Annotated in this window: 15 protein-coding genes; 9 read left to right on the top strand and 6 right to left on the bottom strand. The window is 44.9% G+C overall.

The window, feature by feature from the left end; genetic code table 11:
- The first annotated feature begins 139 nt into the window (after positions 1 to 139).
- The 7 genes from HUB64_RS15455 (at position 140) to HUB64_RS15425 (ending at position 9275) form a co-directional block, all read left to right on the top strand.
- The gene (locus tag HUB64_RS15455; RefSeq protein ID WP_173246498.1) at positions 140 to 1090 is read left to right on the top strand and encodes a WD40 repeat domain-containing protein; all 951 of its coding nucleotides are present in this window, start codon (positions 140 to 142) and stop codon (positions 1088 to 1090) included.
- A 9-nt stretch (positions 1091 to 1099) separates the two neighbouring features.
- Positions 1100 to 1312, top strand: coding sequence for a SlyX family protein (locus HUB64_RS15450; RefSeq protein WP_006080410.1), 213 nt, complete (start codon positions 1100 to 1102; stop codon positions 1310 to 1312).
- A gap of 64 nt (positions 1313 to 1376) precedes the next feature.
- Positions 1377 to 1934: a peptide deformylase gene (gene def / locus HUB64_RS15445; RefSeq protein ID WP_168824914.1), complete on the top strand. Its 558-nt coding sequence runs from the start codon at positions 1377 to 1379 to the stop codon at positions 1932 to 1934.
- Positions 1934 to 3337, top strand: a complete 1404-nt coding sequence (locus HUB64_RS15440; protein ID WP_113939848.1) for a COG3014 family protein — start codon at positions 1934 to 1936, stop codon at positions 3335 to 3337. The genes def and HUB64_RS15440 overlap by 1 nt, the downstream gene beginning before the upstream one ends.
- Positions 3338 to 3406: 69 nt before the next feature.
- Positions 3407 to 4000, top strand: a complete 594-nt coding sequence (gene lpoB, locus HUB64_RS15435) for a penicillin-binding protein activator LpoB (protein ID WP_173246506.1) — start codon at positions 3407 to 3409, stop codon at positions 3998 to 4000.
- A gap of 251 nt (positions 4001 to 4251) precedes the next feature.
- A complete protein-coding gene (gene pepN, locus HUB64_RS15430) occupies positions 4252 to 6885 on the top strand; it encodes an aminopeptidase N (protein ID WP_173497345.1) in 2634 nt (877 codons plus the stop codon).
- A 497-nt stretch (positions 6886 to 7382) separates the two neighbouring features.
- A complete protein-coding gene (locus HUB64_RS15425) occupies positions 7383 to 9275 on the top strand; it encodes a methyl-accepting chemotaxis protein (RefSeq protein ID WP_173497344.1) in 1893 nt (630 codons plus the stop codon).
- Positions 9276 to 9409: 134 nt separating this feature from the next.
- Here the strand turns inward: HUB64_RS15425 and HUB64_RS15420 are convergent, their stop codons facing one another.
- Complete coding sequence (locus HUB64_RS15420) at positions 9410 to 10837, bottom strand: GGDEF domain-containing protein (protein ID WP_173497343.1); 1428 nt, start codon at positions 10835 to 10837, stop codon at positions 9410 to 9412.
- A gap of 291 nt (positions 10838 to 11128) precedes the next feature.
- On the opposite strand from HUB64_RS15420, the gene HUB64_RS15415 reads away from it, so the two are divergent.
- Positions 11129 to 12082, top strand: coding sequence for a DUF72 domain-containing protein (locus HUB64_RS15415; RefSeq protein ID WP_173497342.1), 954 nt, complete (start codon positions 11129 to 11131; stop codon positions 12080 to 12082).
- Between the two features lie 337 nt (positions 12083 to 12419).
- On the opposite strand, the gene HUB64_RS15410 is transcribed toward HUB64_RS15415, so the two are convergent.
- From HUB64_RS15410 to HUB64_RS15400, 3 genes are all read right to left on the bottom strand, one after another.
- Complete coding sequence (locus HUB64_RS15410) at positions 12420 to 13271, bottom strand: isocitrate lyase/phosphoenolpyruvate mutase family protein (protein ID WP_173497341.1); 852 nt, start codon at positions 13269 to 13271, stop codon at positions 12420 to 12422.
- Between the two features lie 134 nt (positions 13272 to 13405).
- The gene (locus tag HUB64_RS15405) at positions 13406 to 14875 is read right to left on the bottom strand and encodes an inorganic phosphate transporter (protein ID WP_105252986.1); all 1470 of its coding nucleotides are present in this window, start codon (positions 14873 to 14875) and stop codon (positions 13406 to 13408) included.
- Positions 14876 to 15123: 248 nt separating this feature from the next.
- Positions 15124 to 15939 carry an AraC family transcriptional regulator gene (locus HUB64_RS15400; protein ID WP_173497928.1) on the bottom strand — a complete coding sequence of 272 codons (816 nt, stop codon included), beginning with the start codon at positions 15937 to 15939 and terminating at the stop codon, positions 15124 to 15126.
- 84 nt (positions 15940 to 16023) lie between these two features.
- On the opposite strand from HUB64_RS15400, the gene HUB64_RS15395 reads away from it, so the two are divergent.
- On the top strand, positions 16024 to 16755 hold the full coding sequence (locus HUB64_RS15395) for a type 1 glutamine amidotransferase (protein ID WP_173497340.1): 732 nt from the start codon (positions 16024 to 16026) through the stop codon (positions 16753 to 16755).
- Positions 16756 to 16838: 83 nt separating this feature from the next.
- On the opposite strand, the gene HUB64_RS15390 is transcribed toward HUB64_RS15395, so the two are convergent.
- On the bottom strand, positions 16839 to 18527 hold the full coding sequence (locus HUB64_RS15390) for a glucan biosynthesis protein (RefSeq protein WP_131524680.1): 1689 nt from the start codon (positions 18525 to 18527) through the stop codon (positions 16839 to 16841).
- Positions 18528 to 18897: 370 nt separating this feature from the next.
- Positions 18898 to 19332, bottom strand: coding sequence for a PaaI family thioesterase (locus HUB64_RS15385; protein WP_028761608.1), 435 nt, complete (start codon positions 19330 to 19332; stop codon positions 18898 to 18900).
- Positions 19333 to 19435: the final 103 nt, after the last annotated feature.

Genomic DNA, 19435 nt, shown 5'->3' with positions numbered 1-19435 from the left:
ATCCTCAAGCGGTTACAATAACCTAAGCGTGACAACTTTATACTAGTTATCTCGGTTATACCAACTAGATTCTTTATGGGTTAACAGTGATTAATGTCACTTGATCAAGTCTAAAGACAACAACTTAGGGAGCAAGTTCATGAAGAAAAATCTACTGCTGGTAATTTGCACAGTTTTTCTAATCGCTTGCCACCCCAAAGCAGAAGATATCAGTGTTCTCACGACAGAACCCAGCTATAGCGCGAGCCTATCAAGTAATGGGCAATTCGCCTTAGTTGCCACTCAAAGTAGTGGAGTTCAATGCTGGGATCTCAGTACCCACACCCTCAAATACCAATGGATACATGGCGATATTAATACTGGCGTCACAGGTACAGCGATTTCTCCCAACGGGATATTTGCAGCATCGTTAAGCCGAGATTCAGTTGCTATGTGGAAAATAGCCGACGGTAAGCCTTTGGGCTGGTGGTCCTTACCTTCATCCGGTGAAAGTGTCGCGGTAGCCGATAATGGCGCACTACTTATTGGTTTAAATGATGGTTCAGTCATGTCGCTTAATGCCGAAAAATCTGCCTTAATCAAGTTTCTTGGACATAAAGAGCGCGTCAATAGTGTTGCCCTCTCTGCTGATGGCCGATTAGCATTAACGGGGTCAAATGATATGCAGGCGATTCTCTGGCAGGCACAAACTGGCCAACCGCTTCATACGTGGACACTCGGCAGCCGTATAACCAAAGTGGCACTCAACGACAGTGGTAGTTTAAGTTTTACTAATGGCAGCACAGATGAAGCAAAAATCTGGGATAACACAAGCGGTAAGCTGTTAAATAAGCTGGATATTACCCGTCGCCAAATGAACTTTTCAGCGGTGAGGTTTATCAAACAAGACAGCCAGCTATTAACAGGTACGCCAGCGCGGGAAGTTATACTCTGGCAACGTGACTCGGGTAAACAAATTGAAAAATGGCAGGTTGCACTCACTAAAAACAGCCAAAATCGAGGAGCCGTTGTATACTCTGTGGCAATTCGAGATACCAATAAAGTCGTTAGTATCAGTAGCCAAGGCTTAGTTGAAACTTGGCAGAAATAGAGGTTAGCCATGCAAGGCGTACAAGCACAGATTGAAGATCTAGAAACCAAATTGGCTTTTCAAGAGCTCACAGTCGAAGAATTAAACCAAGAGGTCATCAAATTAAATCGACTGGTGGCTCACCAGCAACACCAAATTCACATGTTAATTGGTAAGTTGCAGGACATGGAACCGAGTAATATGGCGACCCAAGCTGAAGAAACGCCACCACCTCATTATTAATACTGACGCTTTAGATGTTAACTTTGATTAAAAAACAGTTACTGCAAAATATCCAGGGAATGCGATGTTTAAACATTTAATGCCAAAAGAAACCCCAACTCTATTACCCATAGCGTTAGTGGGTGAACCCATTCTAAGGCAGACTGCAATCACAGTGCACCATTTCGATGCCGAGCTCGTGCATCTTGCCGAGCAAATGTCTGCCAGCATGGACGCTGCCAATGGCGTTGGTATCGCAGCCCCCCAAGTTCACAGCCCTTTAGCCTTATTTATTATGGCTTCTCGTCCTAATGAGCGTTATCCCGACGCGCCTAATATGGCGCCTGTGGTCGTGGTTAATCCGCAAATCATTAATGCATCAAGCGAGTTGGTCAGCGGAGAAGAAGGCTGCTTATCTGTACCGGGGCAAAGATTTACGATACAAAGACATCAAGCCATTGAAGTACGCTATCAAAATTTACAAGGCGAATGGCAACAAACCGAATTAACGGGCTTTATTGCACGGATTTTTCAACATGAATTTGATCACCTTCAAGGGATCACATTACTCGAGCGTTCACTTATGCCAGAACAGACTCAGGCGATTTCAGCCCAATCCATCAAAAAAGGTGAAGCGCAATAATGAAACTGTCCTTCGTTACACCTTTTTCTCGCGCATTTATTGCACCAACCTTGGCAATGGGATTGGTTTTAAACTTATCGGGCTGCGCTTATAACAGTATTTTCATTAATTATCCTGCGCAGATAGAACCACTCAAACAAGAGCTTAATAGTGCGACTCCCATGGCCGATATCGACAAACTTGCCAGCAATATCAATGGCAATGACGGCTTACTCTATGCCCAAGAAGCGGGACGAATTGCTCAAGTCGCCGGCGATTTTGCTGCCAGTAAAAAATATTATCAGCAAGCAGTAGATGCTTATACCGCCTTTGATGATAAAGCCAAAGTCAGCGTTAGTGACATTGGCGCCACAGCCAGCAGCTTAGTGTTAAACGACAATGCGATTCCGTACCGAGGCCCAGGGTATGAACGCATTATGCTGCACCAATACCAAGCTCTTAACTATTTGTTTAGTGGCGACTATCAGGGGGCTCTAGTCGAAGTTCGTCGCAGTAACGAACTACAGAGCAGCGAGCAAGAACGCTATCAAAAATCACAAAAGTCAGTTCAAGCCATGGCGAACGGCACCATAGATGCCGAGGTTAACAAACTAGGACAAGCTGCGGGCACAGTCACCAGTTCCTTCTTAAACGCTTACAGTTATTATACGACTGGCGTACTGCACGAAGTGCTGGGTGAGCCGAACGATGCCTATATCGATTATCGTAAAGCAGCACAAATCACTCCAGATAACACCTATTTACAGCAAGATCTGGTCCGCCTCGCCAAGCAACTCGGCATGCCACAGTATGATGAGTTTAAGCGCCGTTGGGGCGATGCTAAATTGCCCAACCCCAAAGATGGCCAAGTAATTTTGATGGTCGAGCGCGGCTTTGTGCCAGCAAAACAAGCTCTCACTGTACCTTTTACTATCCATGGTAACTGGCAGACAGTGTCACTTGCTACCTACATGCCAAACAATACTTTTGTGCCAGAGACGCAAGTGCAAGGTTTAGGTACAGTGCTGAAAACTGAACCTATTGCCAATATCGATGCCTTAGCCATCACAGCACTCAAGGAAGATCTGCCCGCGACGCTAGTTCGCCAAGTCGCTAGGGTCTATGCTAAATCTGAGATGGCCTATCAGATTGAGAAGAGTGGCAAACCAGGGAACAATGCGGCCGATATTGGCAGTATAGCGATGCAGATTTTTAACGTAGTAACAGAACAAGCGGATCGTCGTAGTTGGCTGACGCTCCCTAAACAAGCACAGATCGGGCGGCGTTATTTGAGTGCAGGTGAATACACTTTGCAGTTAGACAAAGCGCCACCGGCTAAAATTGATGTTGCAGCAGGCAAAACCACCTTAGTCTGGGCAATTGATACTGGTAATTACACCCGAATTTATTCAATAATCATTTAGCCTAGCGGTTGTGGTATTTGAATAAGACGTGTGTCATTAAGTTTATACAATCACAAAATGGAACTGACTATGAAACAATTTAAACTGATTTTTGTACTGGCTGCCGTTATGGGTCTAGCTGCATGTCAATCTAAAGTCGAATATGGCGATGCCACAGAAGTTGAAACCGTCAATGAGAACTTTGGCTCGACGGATCTACAAGCTATTGCAGCCAAGATGGTGGATAGCATGATGACTTTCCCTCCTATCGTGGCAATAACAGCCAATGACCGCCCGATTTTATTTGTTGATAGCATCAAAAACAAAACCTCAGAACATATCGACACAGAGTCTGTCACTGACTCTATCAGTAACAAATTATTGCGCTCAGGCAAGTTCCGTTTTATCGACATGACTAAAGTAGATTCAGTCCGTAAACAACTGGATTACCAAAACAACACTGGCATGGTTGACCCATCAACCGCCATCAAGTTTGGTCGTCAAATTGGCGCTCAATACATGTTATATGGCAATTTATCTAGCATAGTGAAGCAAGACGGTAGCACTAAAGACGTCTACTATAAGATGACAATGCGTTTAATGGATTTAGAAACAGGCCTTATCGAATGGTCTGATGAAAAAGAAATCCGTAAGATGAAGTCTAAGTCTTTCTTAGGCATGTAATTGTCCTATTGGCACTTAATTCTGCCAAACAGTAATCTCAAGAAGCCAGCGTTAACGCTGGCTTTTTTTTACATTTTTAACATTGGTAATCCAAGGTAAATAAGGTAGTGTACTCGGCCAAAATACACTGCGATGATGATGCTCAAAATTGGCGCTGGCGCGAGGGATAATTTGCCACAAAGGCAAACCTACACACACGATATTGAATGCAAACATCCAAGCAAAAAACAAATCGTTGAAGGATTTAAGTTGTGAACTTGTTTAAAGCCAGTCTCGTTGCCCTTACCTGCGGCACATTAATGTCGTGTGCAACCCAAAGTACACTCAATACGGGTCCACGTGATGCTAGCGCTTATATTAGCCAATATCAGGCTGCGCTTCGCTCGCAGGTCATCTCCGATATTCACTATGACTTGGATTTTCAGCTCACAGGGGATGCCGAGTTTTCCGCCACCTCCAAAGTGACATTTCAATTAAGTGAAGTGCCAAAACAACTGAGCTTAGATTTAAACAAGGCGCAGATAAAACGCTTTATCATCAACGGTACCGCCGTATACCCCAATTACAATGGCGCTTACATCAGCTTAAATACGCGTTTGCTCACCTCAGGTGAAAATACCATTGAAGTGCAATTTAGCCGTGCCCACAGCACCAATGGTGAAGGTTTACACCGTTTTAAAGATCCAATCGATGGCAAGGTCTACCTCTACTCTCATTTTGAACCCGCTGCAGCTCAGCAGATGTTCGCAGTATTCGACCAACCGGATCTCAAGGCTAACTATCAAATTACGGTAACAGCACCCAAAGACTGGCAAGTCATTAGCTCAATGCGTGAAAGCCAAATCACCCCAGCAGGTGCTTACAATCGTTGGACTTTCCCACAAACACCTAAGCTAAGCCCATATAACTTTTCGATGCACGCGGGCCCTTATCACATGTGGCAAGACAACTCAGGCCGCTATCCTATGCGCCTGTTCGCCCGTCAATCCGTTGCAAATCAAGTCACGGAGCAAGATTGGTTTACCTATACGAAACAAGGGTTAACTTTTTTCGATAATTACTTTGGTATTCCTTACCCCTTTAAGAAATACGATCAAATTCTAGTGCCAGACTTCCTTTATGGCGCGATGGAAAACGCAGGCGCAGTGACCTTTTCCGAAGATATCTTCCTTCATAAAGCGGCGATGACAGCAGATCAAAAGCAAAATCTTGCGGGCGTGATCATGCACGAAATGGCGCACCAGTGGTTTGGCGATCTCGTCACCATGAAATGGTGGAACGGCTTGTGGTTAAATGAAAGTTTTGCTTCATTTATGGGCACACTTGCGACTCAAGAAGCCACAGAGTTCACCAATGCTTGGCGTACCTTCTACGCTAAAGGCAAGCAAAAAGCCTATGAGCAAGACAGCTTAGTCACCACGCACCCCATTGAAGTACCCGTAGCAACTACTCAGAACGCCTTCGACAATATCGATGCTATCACTTACCAAAAAGGCGCATCAACGCTGAAACAATTACGCCATTTACTCGGCGACATGGTGTTTCGTCGTGGCGTCAGTAACTATTTAAAACAATACAGTTATCAAAACGCTGAGTTAGACGATTTTATCAATAGCCTAGGGAAAGCCGCTGGCCGCGATTTAAGTGCATGGACTCAAGAATGGCTCTACAGCGCGGGCGTTAACACCATCAAGGCGGAATATCGTTGTGAGGGCAACCGAATCAGCGAATTTAGCCTACGACAGCTCCCTGCAAGCGCAGAGCTACCCACATTACGTGAACAAAAAGTCCAAGTGGCTTTATTTACCCAAGGTCGCTTTGATCTGCGAAATGACATTACAGTGCCAGTGACTTACAAAGGCGAGCGTACTGAAGTTAAACAACTGATTGGTGAGCGCTGCCCAGACCTAGTCTATCCAAACTTTGATGATTGGGGCTTTGTGAAAGTCGAGCTTGATGACAAGTCATTTAATACCGCAAAACAACAACTGAGTAATATTTCCGATCCACTACTGCGATCTATGCTGTGGCAAAGTCTGTGGGACAGCGTCCGCGAAGGTAAATTGAGCTTAGATCAATACCTAAGCACAGTGTTTGTTAACGCGCCTGCTGAGACGGACTACACGATTGTTGGTCAGATCATCGATAGCATGTTGCGCTCAAAGGAATATCTCGCGCAGATCGCCCCTATTCAGCAAAACTACGCTGAAAATGCAATTAAAGGCTTAAGCCAAATGAGTCTGAGAAAAGCAATGGAAAATAAAGGCGATAATGACTTCCAACGGATCTGGTTCAATGCGTATGTCAGTTTAGCAAGCGACAGAGATTCACTGCGTCATTTAGCACAACTCATTGACGGTGAAACAAAAATAAAGGGATTAACCTTAGACCAAGATTTACGATGGGCAATCATCACCCAGCTTAATCGCTATGATTTTCCTAACGCGCTGCAGCGCTTAACCAAAGAGGCCACCAAGGATAATTCAGACTCTGGTGAAAAAGCGGCACTTGCGGCACAAGTGATCCGCCCTGAAGCGGCCGCAAAACGTCGTTGGTTAAGTAAAGTCCATCTAGACAGCCTGCCTTTCTCCAAACAGCGGATTATTATGCAAAATCTTTATCCTGCTGAGCAAAAACTATTAAGCGCAGCTACAGCGGAAGAGCGTCTGGCGAGCTTAATGGATATGGACAAAAAAGGGCCAGTATTTATGCGTAATTATAGCCATTTCCTCATCCCAACCGATTGTAATTACACTAGCATAGCGGCATTGGACAAAGTACTTGATCGCCAAACTGGGCTATCTAACCTTACCCGCCGTAATCTACTGGAAACCCGTCAAATAGAGCAGCGTTGTGTGCTGATCAAAAATAAGATGACTCACTAATATTAAGGTCATTTTAAAATTAACAAGGGGCTCCTAGGAGTCCCTTTTTTATGTTCTGTTACAGATGAGTCTTAAACTTGAACCAGCACACAAGATGCTACCCGCGCGAAATTATGCTCACTAACCTTTGATATAAACAAGCCAGCATTCTGAATAATGAATTAATCACACTCACAACCAGTGACATATTTAATTAAATTGTTAGCTTGAGCTTATGTGTTTTAACGGCTTACTGACGATAACCAATGTTATTTATCACCTGTAAAATATTATTCATCTCTTCAGTTTAGTCTACTAAGTTCCATCAGCTCATCAAATAAACAACCGCTGACGCAATCGTTATTGATATAAAAATCATGTAATTATTAAATTCATAAATTATGGGCGTCACTTCTAAATTTATTACTATAATTCTTCAATGATTTAATGTTTTGCCCCGTACTGCCGCTATACTAAAACAACGTTAGAGAGCTAACGGAATATAAAGGATATAGATTATGCGATCGACACTCAAAACACGGCTGCTGTTCAGCAGTCTTTCCGCTGTACTGATCACTATTGCTGTACTCGTAAGTATCTCTAGTTATTTCATTAGAAATAATGCGTTAGAAAACACTCAACATGAAATTGACCAACTAGCGATTACCTTTTCATCCGGCATAGGTCAGTGGATGCAAGACAGAAAAATGGCCATTACCAGCCTAAAACAAGTCGTTGAAGCCGATCCGAGTACAAACGTTACCCCTCATTTGCTGCAAGCGCATACTGCGGTTGACTTTGCCCTCACTTACTATGGCGACGAACAAGGCAACATGTATCGCCAAGATCCGTCGCTAAATACCGCGAATTATGATCCCCGCGTTCGCCCTTGGTATATGGACGCTAAAGCTGCCGGTAAAATGATCATGACGGCGCCCTACGTCAGCGCCACACTGAAAAAACAAGTCGTGACCATTGCCGAACCTGTAATGAGTTCTGGCCGATTGATAGGCGTTGCCGCAGCGAACTTAACCATAGATCAGCTAACCGATGCGGTGCAGCGCCTCGTAGTGCCGGGCGAAGGTTATACTCTGATGGTCGATAATGCAGGGCTCATTATTAGTCATCCCAATAGCCAGCTAAATACTCAACAACTCACTAAAATTGATAGTGATTTTAGTAATAGCTGGTTATCACAGCGCACTAATGCCAATACGATGGAAGAGCGAAACCTCGATGGTGCCACTAAGTTAGTCTATGTTGCGGCAATACCCTCAACAGACTGGGCGCTGATTTTCGTAATGGATAAGCAAGAAATCATGTCACAGGCAACCGATCTTGCTTGGTGGATGTCTGCCGTAGGTGTTGCACTATTGGTGCTGTTTGGTTTGATTTTAATCGCCATCTTTAAAATTCAATTCAAAGATCTCGAACGCGTTGCCCAAGCACTCAATGATATTGCCGAAGGCGATGGCGATCTCACTGTGCGCATTCATACTGCCAACAGTCACGATGAAATTGGTATGTTAGCTTCGGGGTTTAACCGCTTTGTAGAACGTCTACACGGTATGATTTCCCGCATGCACAAGATTGCGGGTCAATTGGAATATCAAGCCAAAGGAAGTAGTGCGTCGGCAACGGATAACAGCCAGCGCATTGAAGTACAGCAAGATGAAGTGACTATGGTTGCCACTGCGGTGACCGAAATGGCCAGCGCCACCGAGGAAATTGCCAGTAATGCTGAGCATACAGCTCAGACAGCTCAAAATGCGGTCGGACTTTCAAACCATGGCCATAAACAGGTAATGCAAAGCCAGCAATCTATCCGTAATTTAGCCAGTGAAGTCGAAACTGCAGGGCGAATTATCGGTGAACTGAACGAGCACTCACAAAAGATCAACAGCATTTTGTTGACCATTAGTGGCATCGCAGAGCAAACCAACTTACTTGCACTCAATGCAGCCATTGAGGCGGCACGTGCAGGAGAACAAGGTCGTGGCTTCGCTGTAGTTGCTGATGAGGTGCGTGTACTGTCACAACGTACGCATTCATCGACACAAGAAATTCAAGCGATGATCGAAACCCTACAACAAACCGCAGGCAAAGCCGTTAAGTCTATGACTCAAAGTCATGAAATGGCAGAAACCAGTGTGGCCGATGCTAATTCAGCCAGCGAAAGTCTGTTGCAAATCAGCAAAGCCATTAATGATATTTCAGATATGGCGAGCCAAATTGCCACAGCAGCCGAGGAGCAAACCTCAGTCACCAGCGAAATCAACCGTAATACAGAGTCGATTCGTGAAGTGTCAGAGAATCTCTCGATTGAGGCACAAACGTCTATGGTCCAAGCTCAAGAGCTCGCCCATTTAGCCGCATCATTGCAGCAGGAAGTTAATCGCTTCAAACTGTAATCAAAAGCCTTATTTTATATAAAGATTACATCAACAGTTCCATACAATAATGCCCGCAAGTGTCAGTGACATTTGCGGGCATTTCTTTACATATTATTTCTTCAAAGACTTACAATGGCTTACCTAAAGCAAGCTTAAATGATCTTCATCGCTTTATTTTCAGGAATATTGGCCTCAGGCCGAAGCTCAGCATGTAAGTTTCTTAATCCTTGGTAACCCATTTCAATTCGATTTCCGCCATTCTTTTTAGCTTTATACATAGCAGTATCGGCACAGGAAATAAGTTGTTTTTCATCTTCACCGTGCTCTGGATACAGAGCAATACCGATACTCGGCAGAATATGGATCTGCTGTTCGGCAAGCTCGAAGGGTTGCTCGAATACTTGCAATATTTTTTGCGCGGCCAGCAGGGTATTATGTGCTGAATCGACTCGTTCAAGTAAGATGACAAACTCATCCCCCCCAAAACGCGCAACGGTATCTGAGCCCCTCACACAACTGACTATTCGCTGTGCCGTCACTTGCAGTAATAAATCGCCCACGCTATGACCAAAAGTATCGTTAACCCACTTAAATTTATCTAAGTCTAAATAAAGCAAAGAGAAATAACTTGATTCCCTATGGGCTCGAGATAGCGCCTTTTGAAATCTATCGTAAAAAAGCTCACGATTGGGTAACAAGGTTAACTGATCATAAAGTGCAATATGCTCTAATCGCGCGAGCATTTGTCGACGCTCAATCGCAAAAGCTATTTGCGTAGAAACAAACTCCAATAACTCACGGTCTTGGTGTGTATATGAAGCCGAAGTGGGCAAGCTATGCATAATCAAAGCGCCGATAACACCTTTCTGTAGCTTCAGCGGCACACCCAGCCAACTTAAACAGCCATTACCCAAATCTTCACGAATCGCTTGGGGATAATCAGTTAAGGTCACGGGACACAGGAGTAAAGACTCAGCACTGCGGATCACTTGGTCAGTGAACACACTGAAACTTGCAATATCGATAAGTGAATCCTTGCCAGTAGCGGCTTTATAAGGAAAACTTAATTCATTTAAATCTTGATCGTACAATGCAATAGCAAAGTTTGCTGCAGGCAATAATTTAGCAATAATTTCATGAATTCTACGATATAGGGCTAGCAAGTCCTCAGCGACATGCACAGCCTCTGAAATCTCATATAAGGCTGCTTGTCTACGTTCGGCATTTTTGCTCTTAGAAATATCTCTAGCGACTGCGACACGTTGTTGATAAGCATCGGACCAACGTGCAGACCAAAGAATATCGACGATAACACCATCTTTACGCACATAACGGTTTTCAAAATCGACTTTAAAGCGACCTGCCATAATTTCATTGGCCGTTGCGAGAGTGCGCTCTCTATCCTCTGGAATGACAAGATCTAGCATCTGCATACCCATCATTTCTTCTGGGGTATAGCCAAAAATACGTTCTGCCCCAGCACTCACAAATTCAAACCTCCCCGTTTTATCGACGACACAAATAGCATCCAAGAGAAGGTCGATAAAATTGCTTAAGGAAGTATAGCCATCATTATTCACGTAATTCTCCAATAAACGTCCGTCTTTGGCTAAGTCCTAAGTTTGATCATAAGCATAAAAATAATAATAACGCACTATTAGAGTAGGTTAATTTTCAATGTCATTCCAGAGTTGGCTAAGTTAAGTCCGACTTTTACAGAGTTAAATTCAAACAAAATCAAACACAATACTTAAGGCCATCGGTGGCACTATTTGACTCTGGACGACAGATATCGGCACAATGCCCTAAAGTGTTGGTCAACATCAGGGCGCAGCTTTGGTACGCGCAAATCGCATTAAAGGAATTTATTTTTGGACCAATTGTGCTCTCCGTTACATCAACCCAACCATTTTCGCCTTGGGCTTGCCATGTGGTCGCACTCGAATTGGCAAGAAAGTGTGTATGGTCACGGAACTAAACAAGCGGAGCGACTCGCCCGTTACGCGACAATATTCAATACTGTCGAAGGGAACACCAGCTTCTACGCAACGCCTGCACAGCAAACGGTAATGAATTGGCACAGTGCCACGCCCGATAGCTTTCGTTTTACCTTCAAACTACCGCAAACCATCACTCACCAAAGATTATTGCAACACTGCGGCCAAGAATTGAAAGATTTTTTCCAGATAATGACACCATTAATCGATAAAACAGGGAGCTGGAAAATTCAACTGCCCGCCCATTTCGGCCCAGAAAACTTGCCTGCGTTAGCGCAATTTCTAGATCAAATCCCCCAAGGGTTAACCTATGGCGTCGAAGTCAGGCATGCTGCGTTTTTTGCTAAGGGAGATGCCGAGCGTGCGCTTAATCGATTACTCATCGATAAAAAAGTGAATCGCATCATCATGGACAGCAGGCCCTTGTTTGCACTGCCGCCCTGCAATGTCGCGATTATCGACGCTCACAAGAAAAAACCTCGAGTGCCAGTGCATGCGATTGCCACCGCCAATAATCCAGTGGTGCGCTTTATCGGCCAACCAGACGATGCCGTAACACAACTCGCACAGCAAGGCGTTACTGCTTTACCTAAGGATAACGATGCCTTTTTTGATAATTGGCTCACCCAACTCCCGCTGTGGCTCGCAGAAGGTCGAGAACCCTATCTGTTTATCCATACTCCCGACAATGAAGCCGCGCCTGAACTAGCCATCCGTCTCTATCAAAAATTGCGCAGCCAAATTGCAGCGCACATTCAACTCGCCGAGCTACGCCTGCTTGATAAGAAACCTGAGGAGACAAGCACGCAGATGGGACTTTCTTGGTAAAACGGGCGCTAAGTAAAACGGACGTAAGAAGAAACCCACGGCAAACTCGCCGTGGGTATATACCCAAACAACCTGAAGATGCAGGATTCAGCGGGAATTTAACGCACTTTAGGCAAGGCGGTTATTTGCAGGCCTAGCGGGCTAAGTTAAAAATAACCAACGCAGCATAAAGTGCGTTAAAACCCGCCGGGACGGAGCGCCCAGGGCACTCCACTTCCGTGTTGCATCAATTCAAAAGGTGGCCGACATTCTGTCATTAATGCGCCTTGAATTAAAGCACCCTGGGCGCTCTGAAACTCGTATCTTCAGGTAGCTTGGGTATAGATGAAAAACAGCTTTAACTCGGGATAAATAAGTTATTCATTTGCTCAAAACCAAGGGAAATGGCTTTAGGTATTGAATCCTTATCAACGGCAATAACCGCATCATTTGACTCTCGCTGAAACGGTTTTGCCTTAATTGAATTTAACAAAATTGGATTAAGCAAAGTGCTATAGGCCTGTAAAAATGAAGCTGGGCCAGTGGAAAAACGCTGCACACCTGCGGCAAATAACTCGCCGATATCCATCTGCTCATTCAATAGCATAAAATTCAGTGGCATATCCACAGCGGCAGACAAGCGCTTAGCGGTCTCGACCTGATTCGCGCCAGGGATAAAGCCACCATCCGCACCCGCAGCCTGATATTGAGTTAACCTATCGATAGTCATAACAACAGCGGCCTCACCACTGGCTAAACCCAGTAAATACACATCAGTTCGCGCATTAATAAATAATCCTTGGCAACGAGGATGATGGGCGCGAATAGCTTTAATTTTTGCCACCATCTCAGCAACACTTGCACTGCCATCCTCAATATTAATTCCTGCTACGCCAAGCTCAGCGAGCTTCGCAACAAAAGCAGCAACCTCATCGGGATCTTGGCTATAACCAGATTCAATATCTATCGTCACGGGCACTCGGCTCAGCCGTAGGATATTGTTCACTACGTCCAATAAAGCCACTTTAGGTAACGCTTGGCCATCGGGATAACCGAGCGACCAAGCCAATGCCGCGCTACTGGTCGCAATCGCACGGGCGCCCGATGCTTGGATGATGGCCGCACTGGCGGCATCCCAAACGTTAGTTAATATCAGCGGCTCTGATTGTTGATGTAGTGCTTTGAAAAGTATTCTAGATTGCTCAGCCATCTTATGTCCTTGTTGGTGTTGAAGGCTCAACTCTAACAAGATGGCTTAGGTAATTATCGCGGGAAACGGCACTGAACCGAAAAGCCAAGCCCTCAAGGCTTGGCTATGTGAGCATTCAACTTGAGTATTCTTGGCTAACCCCAAAGTGCATTGGCAAGGATAAACACACTCGCGGAGAGCAACATAGTAATAGGTAGTGTCAGCAGCCAAGCGAGCATGATTTGCTTAATAGTTTGGATCTGAAGCCCTGAACGATTAGCCACCATAGTACCCGCAACAGCGGAAGACAAAATATGAGTCGTCGATACCGGCATCCCCGTCATACTGGCAATCCCAATAGAGACGGCAGCGGTGACCTGCGCGGCAATGCCTTGGCTGTAAGTCATACTCGATGAACCAATTTTTTCCCCCACGGTATATACAATCCGCCGCCACCCCACCAACGTGCCGCAACCCAGCGCAGTCGCAATGGCAATAATCACCCAAATGGGCGCATACTCAGTAGTTCTAGTGAGATCTTTTCGCCATTTAGCCAATGAACTTAAATCCTTAGCAGGAAGATCCAATTTAGCCACTTGGCGAGCAGTATCATCAATGCACAACAATAAACGTCGCACCTCGCGTCGCTCTTCTACATCCATATCTTTGTAAGTTGAGACTTTTGCTAAGCGACGGTCAAGCAACGACATCGCCGGTAATACATTGGCAGATGAGCAATGGGCCAGCATATATTCGGGAACGTTGACTAAGGCTTTAAAGTCGATAACATCCGCGATAACGGCTTGGTTACGGTCATAAATCGCCATAATGCGACGATTAGCATCTTGAGTTCTTTCTAAATCATAGGGTTGACTGCCCATGTCCAAGGCAAAATAAGCCGGTGCCATACAAATCAGCACTAGCATCACTAAACCTATCCCCTTCTGTCCATCGTTAGAACCATGGGCGAAACTCACCCCCATAGCGGAGATAATTAAACTCGCCCTTGCCCAAAATGGAGGGTGTTTTTTACCATTAATCTGCATCTGCTCATCGGGGGTACGGTGAATTTTATGTTTCTGCCAAACGTATTTCATGATGAGCAAAAAAATCCCTGCCATCACAAACCCTAAGGTCGGCGAAATAATCAAGGACAGCATAATCTGCGTTGCTTTAGAGACATTAATGCCCTGCAAGATAGGCTGATGATTTATCCAAGCGAACGCGCCACCCACGCCCATTATCGAACCAATCAAGGTATGGGAACTCGATGCCGGAATACCAAAATACCAAGTGCCTAAGTTCCAGATAATTGCCGAAAATAGCAGGGAAAACACCATCAGCAAGCCTTGGATTGAGTCCATACCGAGCAAGGAGTCTACAGGTAATAAATGCACTATCGCATAGGCCACCCCTAACCCCCCTAACAGCACACCCGCAAAATTAAATAGTGCGGAGGTAACGACCGCCAGATTTGCCGGCATTGCCTTGGTATAGATCACCGTCGCCACCGCATTTGCCGTGTCATGGAAGCCATTAATAAATTCGTATGCCAGTACAAAAAGTACGGCAAGGACTAAACCCACCGACCACGCAAAGCCTAACGTTGTGAACATTTCAAACATAAAATACTTACCCATGGCGAGAACGCCCACAGGTTACGCCCAAGTTTGGGGTCTTTTACAGTGAAAAATTGTTTAGATTGTCAAAAAGTGAATTAGCCCCCAATAACTCAGTAGCATGCTTGCAATTACAACTGGCTTGATTTTATTCGGCCAAATGAATATTTGTGCCGCAAAAAGGTGCAATATATTGATTCAATATTAAATAAGCCAACTAGAAATAGTGTTCATGACCATACGTCGTAACAGGGTTATATCCCATGATCGCCTAACCGAAATCGCTGTGGCGTCATCCCAAAACGCTCCTTGAAGGCTTTGATATAGGATGAATCATTTTGATAACCAATTTGGTGGGCCACATTCTGTATTGATAGGTCAGTGGCCAATAACGACAGCGAATAGATCAGCCGTAAATGTTGACGCCATAATACGAATGAAGAACCAAACTCCCTCACAAATAGCCTCGACAATGTTCGTTCCGATGCCCCAACCATCTCACCCCATTTCACTAAAGAGAAATCTAAAGCTGGCGTTTGGGTTAAATGCTCAAAAATCAATTTTAGGCGCCTATCTTGCGGTATCAGTAACTTGAAAGTCTGTCCTTCCGCACTATTAATTTGATCATATAACACCTCAAGCAAACGCAGTATTGGCGCCTGAACCATTGGATCAACATTCGTTGGGGTATTAAAAGCACATTGTTTTCTGAGCGTTAGCACTAACTCCCTTATAAAAGCACTCATGGCGACGGGCTTAACGATGGCACCATAATCTCGACCATACATAGGATTCAAATAGACACCAATAAAGCAGGTATCTGTGATCGCAACAGACTCATGCATGACACCTGCAGGCACAAAAAGCGCTGTGGTATGGGGGACCAAAAAAAGTGCCTCATTTGCCTCTGTCTGTAACAGGCCTTGAAGCGGAAAAATAAGCTGATGCCAACAGTGCTGGTGTAAAACATCCACATAACCCTTCTGCATCTCAATCGTTTTGACAAAAGAAGGCATATTAGGCGCTTGCTCAATAATGGCGTTAATCGAATCGAGTTGGCGACTTAGCATCATTACTTGTCCATATAACGTTATTCAGCCAAATAAAAAGGATTGTAGCATAGCGTTATCCCATAAAAGACACAGGAAAACTCGATGCGCATTCATTGCATTATCCATGAAAGCTATGAAGGTCCAGGCTATTTTAGCGATTGGGCTGCAAGCAAAAACTACAGTATGAGCTTTAGCAGAATCTATCTAGATGAAGCTTTACCCGACAATAGTGATGGTTTTGATCTATTAATTATCCTCGGTGGCCCTCAGTCTCCCGCGACATGCCAAAACGATTGTCAATATTTTGATAGCCAAGCAGAACAAAGGTTTATCAGACAAGCTATCCAAAAAAATAAAGCCGTTGTGGGGGTTTGTCTTGGGGCACAGTTAATCGGAGAGGCATTAGGTGCCCGTTATCAAAAGAGCCCGCATACCGAGATTGGTTACTTCCCCATTGAACTGACTGCGGCAGGAAAAAGTGATGTTAACCTTATGACATTTTCGACAACTGAAGTGGTTGGCCACTGGCATAACGATATGCCTGGCCTCACTCCCGATTGCGAAGTGCTCGCCACAAGTGAAGCTTGCCCGCGGCAAATTGTACGTTACACAAATTTAGTTTTTGGATTTCAATGCCATCTTGAATTTATCAGTAGCCAATTAGCGCCATTAATTGCTCAAGAAAATGCTTTTTCTAGCACACCGAAAATGCCATATATTCAAAGCCCTGAGTTCATACTGGGGCAATCAACGGCTAGGATGAATCAGTTGCTGGGGCATTTTTTAGATAATCTAGTCCTAACCTATCAAGCCGTATATACCCAAACAACCTGAAGCTGCAGGATTCTGCGGGCTAAGCCAAAACAAAAACGCCAGCTAACTTAGCTGGCGTTTTAGATTAATGACTCACGAATCGCTTATTGCAGATGACCTGCATTGTGCAATTCACGATCATCCTTTGCAGGCGGATTCCACTGATACATCCAAGTCTCAGACAATGGCTGACCATCGACCTCCAAATAGACTCTCAGGTTAATCGGCTCAGTCCCGTCTCCGGGTGGCACTACGTCAAACATAGCGCGGTAACCATTAATCGAGGCTAAAGGACGGGCTGATTCAATTTCCACTTTACCTTCAGATGCTGTGATCACGGCTTTAACTTGAGTGTCTTTACCTATCATAGGTAAAGTTCCGCCCGCGAAATCCACCACAAAACGCTTACTGTAGTATTTGCGTTTCTGGCCAACTACGCCGCCAATCCCGGTGAAGGTATCAACAACCCGAGCACGGGGTGATTGAACCGGTGGAATGCCACCCCAGTACATGTTGTAGCTGTATAGCAGCTCTTGACCAGGAACAATCGGCTCAGCAGGATTCCAGAAAGCCACTATATTATCAAAGGTTTCATCCAGTGTTGGAATTTCAACCAACTGCACGGAACCTTTACCCCAACTGCTGGTTGGTTCAATCCATAGGCTTGGGCGTTTATCATAAAATACGCCGTCGTCCTGATAATGATCGAAGTTACGATCACGTTGCAGTAAACCAAAACCTTTTGGATTTTCATCGCTATAGGCGTTGAATCGCAGGTTTTCAGGATTACCTAGCGGACGCCAAATCCATTCACCATTGCCAGTGTGCATGGCTAAACCATCGGTATCATGGATTTCTGGACGCCAGTCATAACCGGTGCGGCGATCGTTCTCACCCACCATAAACATACTTGTCAGTGGCGCAACGCCTAAACGTTCAATCGCTTTACGTGGATAAACAGCCACATCCACCTTCATTTTTAAACGTTCACCCGGTTCGATATCAAAACGATAAGCACCCGTGACACTCGGAGAGTCTAGCAAGGCATACACAGTGGTGATATTCGATCCTGGCTTAGGTTTTTCTAACCAGAAATTGGTGAACATTGGAAACTCTTCGGGTTTTGGCAGTGCAGTATCAACCGCTAAGCCGCGAGCCGACAAACCGTATTGCATTTCTTGACCCACTGCGCGGAAATAACTAGCGCCAAGGAAGGCAACAATGTCACGCTGCCAATCGGTATTAAATTGCATACGGAAACCCGCAAAACCAAGATCCTTAGGCAACTGACTACCTTTGACCTTTGACTTGCCGTAATCGAACATTGAAGGTGAATATTCGATTAACTTAGCCTTACCCTCATTTAGCTCATAAATATGGATAGGGGTATCAAAAAACAGCCCAAGATGGAACAGTTCGGCACGAAACTCCGAATCTTGATCACGCCATAGTGCGGCTTTCTTCTTGAAGTGGAATTGTTGGTAATCATCCCAACTCATGCCCTGAAGGCTTTTAGGTAATTCGCCTTTATGACTCTCATAGGGTTGTGCCGCCATAGTACGGGCATAACCCTTTAGCCAAGCGTAACTAAACTCTTCACCTTCTTGTGGTGACGCCTGCTTACCTGCCGCACATGCTGAAAGACTCAGCAATACGCTACAGGTTAACAATACGCCGCCAACCATACGCTGCAAACGGCCGCGACGAGAGGAAGATTGGGCTTCAATCGAGGGTAGTGTCACCCTCGATTCTTGATAAACGTTTCTTTGTTCGGGAAATAAATTGGGTTGCATAAGCAGACTCTGAATTGGTGTAACTTCCTGACACTTCCCTGCAAATCTGACTCAATTGCAGCGATGGCCCTGTGGAGAACTGTTGATGACAGAGGTAACAATACAGCGATCAGCAACAATTCGCCAGAATCTAGCATACTTTCTGTCGAATGGAATATGGCATGCTAGCTATTTTCAATCTTGAGGCCTATTTATGAAAATATGATTAAAAAATTCCGTTATTTACTGAATTCACGCCCATAAAAACTTCACTGCCAGCAAGAAGGCCGTCGGCTTAATACCTGAAGATAAAGTGCACCTTCGGCATAGGTTAATTATCTGCTCAGCATGTTAACTCGAAGAGATAATATCGCCAGCCCGCAAAATCGGTTTATGGCCTTAAAATCATACAAGTCGCCGTAGCAGTGGCGAGCAGTTTTCCATCCTGCGTTTTTAGCGTACCTTCCGAAATACCTAAAGACTTAGATAAATTGATCACCTTGCCCTCAGCCACTAACACTTGATGTTTAGGCACAGGTCGAATCATTTTAATATTCAAATCGATAGTGCCGTAACCGACACCCGCTTCAAGCAATGTATGCACGGCGCAACCGGTAACCGAATCCAATACAGTCGCGGCAAAACCACCATGAACACCGCCCAATGGGTTGAGGTGCTTATCATCGGCAGTCGCATGGAATGTCACCGTTCCTTCGTCGGCTTGAACCAGCGACATTGGCATAGTGAGAGAGATAGAAGGTGCGGGTAATTCCCCCCTTGCCATTGCCTGTAAAATGGCTAAACCCGACATTTGCTGAATATTCATATTCCACCTAAATTGATGAGCGTCAAAGCACATGAATAAAAATGACCGCTTAACCACTTTGGATTAGGCGATCATTTAACTGAAAATCCACTTAAACGCTCGG

The organism is Shewanella sp. ISTPL2, assembly GCF_013283205.1.
GTDB classification, from domain to species: domain Bacteria; phylum Pseudomonadota; class Gammaproteobacteria; order Enterobacterales; family Shewanellaceae; genus Shewanella; species Shewanella oncorhynchi.
The sequence above is the reverse complement of the archived record's forward strand: the minus strand, read 5'-3'. Positions and strand labels throughout refer to the sequence as shown.

Excerpts from the sequence above, each read along its gene's own strand:
- HUB64_RS15395 (WP_173497340.1), top strand. The coding sequence starts at position 16,024 with ATGCGCATTCATTGCATTATCCATGAAAGCTATGAAGGTCCAGGCTAT.
- HUB64_RS15440 (WP_113939848.1), top strand. The coding sequence starts at position 1,934 with ATGAAACTGTCCTTCGTTACACCTTTTTCTCGCGCATTTATTGCACCA.
- HUB64_RS15405 (WP_105252986.1), bottom strand. The coding sequence starts at position 14,875 with ATGTTTGAAATGTTCACAACGTTAGGCTTTGCGTGGTCGGTGGGTTTA.
- lpoB (WP_173246506.1), top strand. The coding sequence starts at position 3,407 with ATGAAACAATTTAAACTGATTTTTGTACTGGCTGCCGTTATGGGTCTA.
- HUB64_RS15455 (WP_173246498.1), top strand. The coding sequence starts at position 140 with ATGAAGAAAAATCTACTGCTGGTAATTTGCACAGTTTTTCTAATCGCT.
- HUB64_RS15410 (WP_173497341.1), bottom strand. The coding sequence starts at position 13,271 with ATGGCTGAGCAATCTAGAATACTTTTCAAAGCACTACATCAACAATCA.
- HUB64_RS15385 (WP_028761608.1), bottom strand. The coding sequence starts at position 19,332 with ATGAATATTCAGCAAATGTCGGGTTTAGCCATTTTACAGGCAATGGCA.
- HUB64_RS15450 (WP_006080410.1), top strand. The coding sequence starts at position 1,100 with ATGCAAGGCGTACAAGCACAGATTGAAGATCTAGAAACCAAATTGGCT.
- HUB64_RS15400 (WP_173497928.1), bottom strand. The coding sequence starts at position 15,939 with ATGCTAAGTCGCCAACTCGATTCGATTAACGCCATTATTGAGCAAGCG.
- def (WP_168824914.1), top strand. The coding sequence starts at position 1,377 with ATGTTTAAACATTTAATGCCAAAAGAAACCCCAACTCTATTACCCATA.
- HUB64_RS15425 (WP_173497344.1), top strand. The coding sequence starts at position 7,383 with ATGCGATCGACACTCAAAACACGGCTGCTGTTCAGCAGTCTTTCCGCT.
- HUB64_RS15390 (WP_131524680.1), bottom strand. The coding sequence starts at position 18,527 with ATGCAACCCAATTTATTTCCCGAACAAAGAAACGTTTATCAAGAATCG.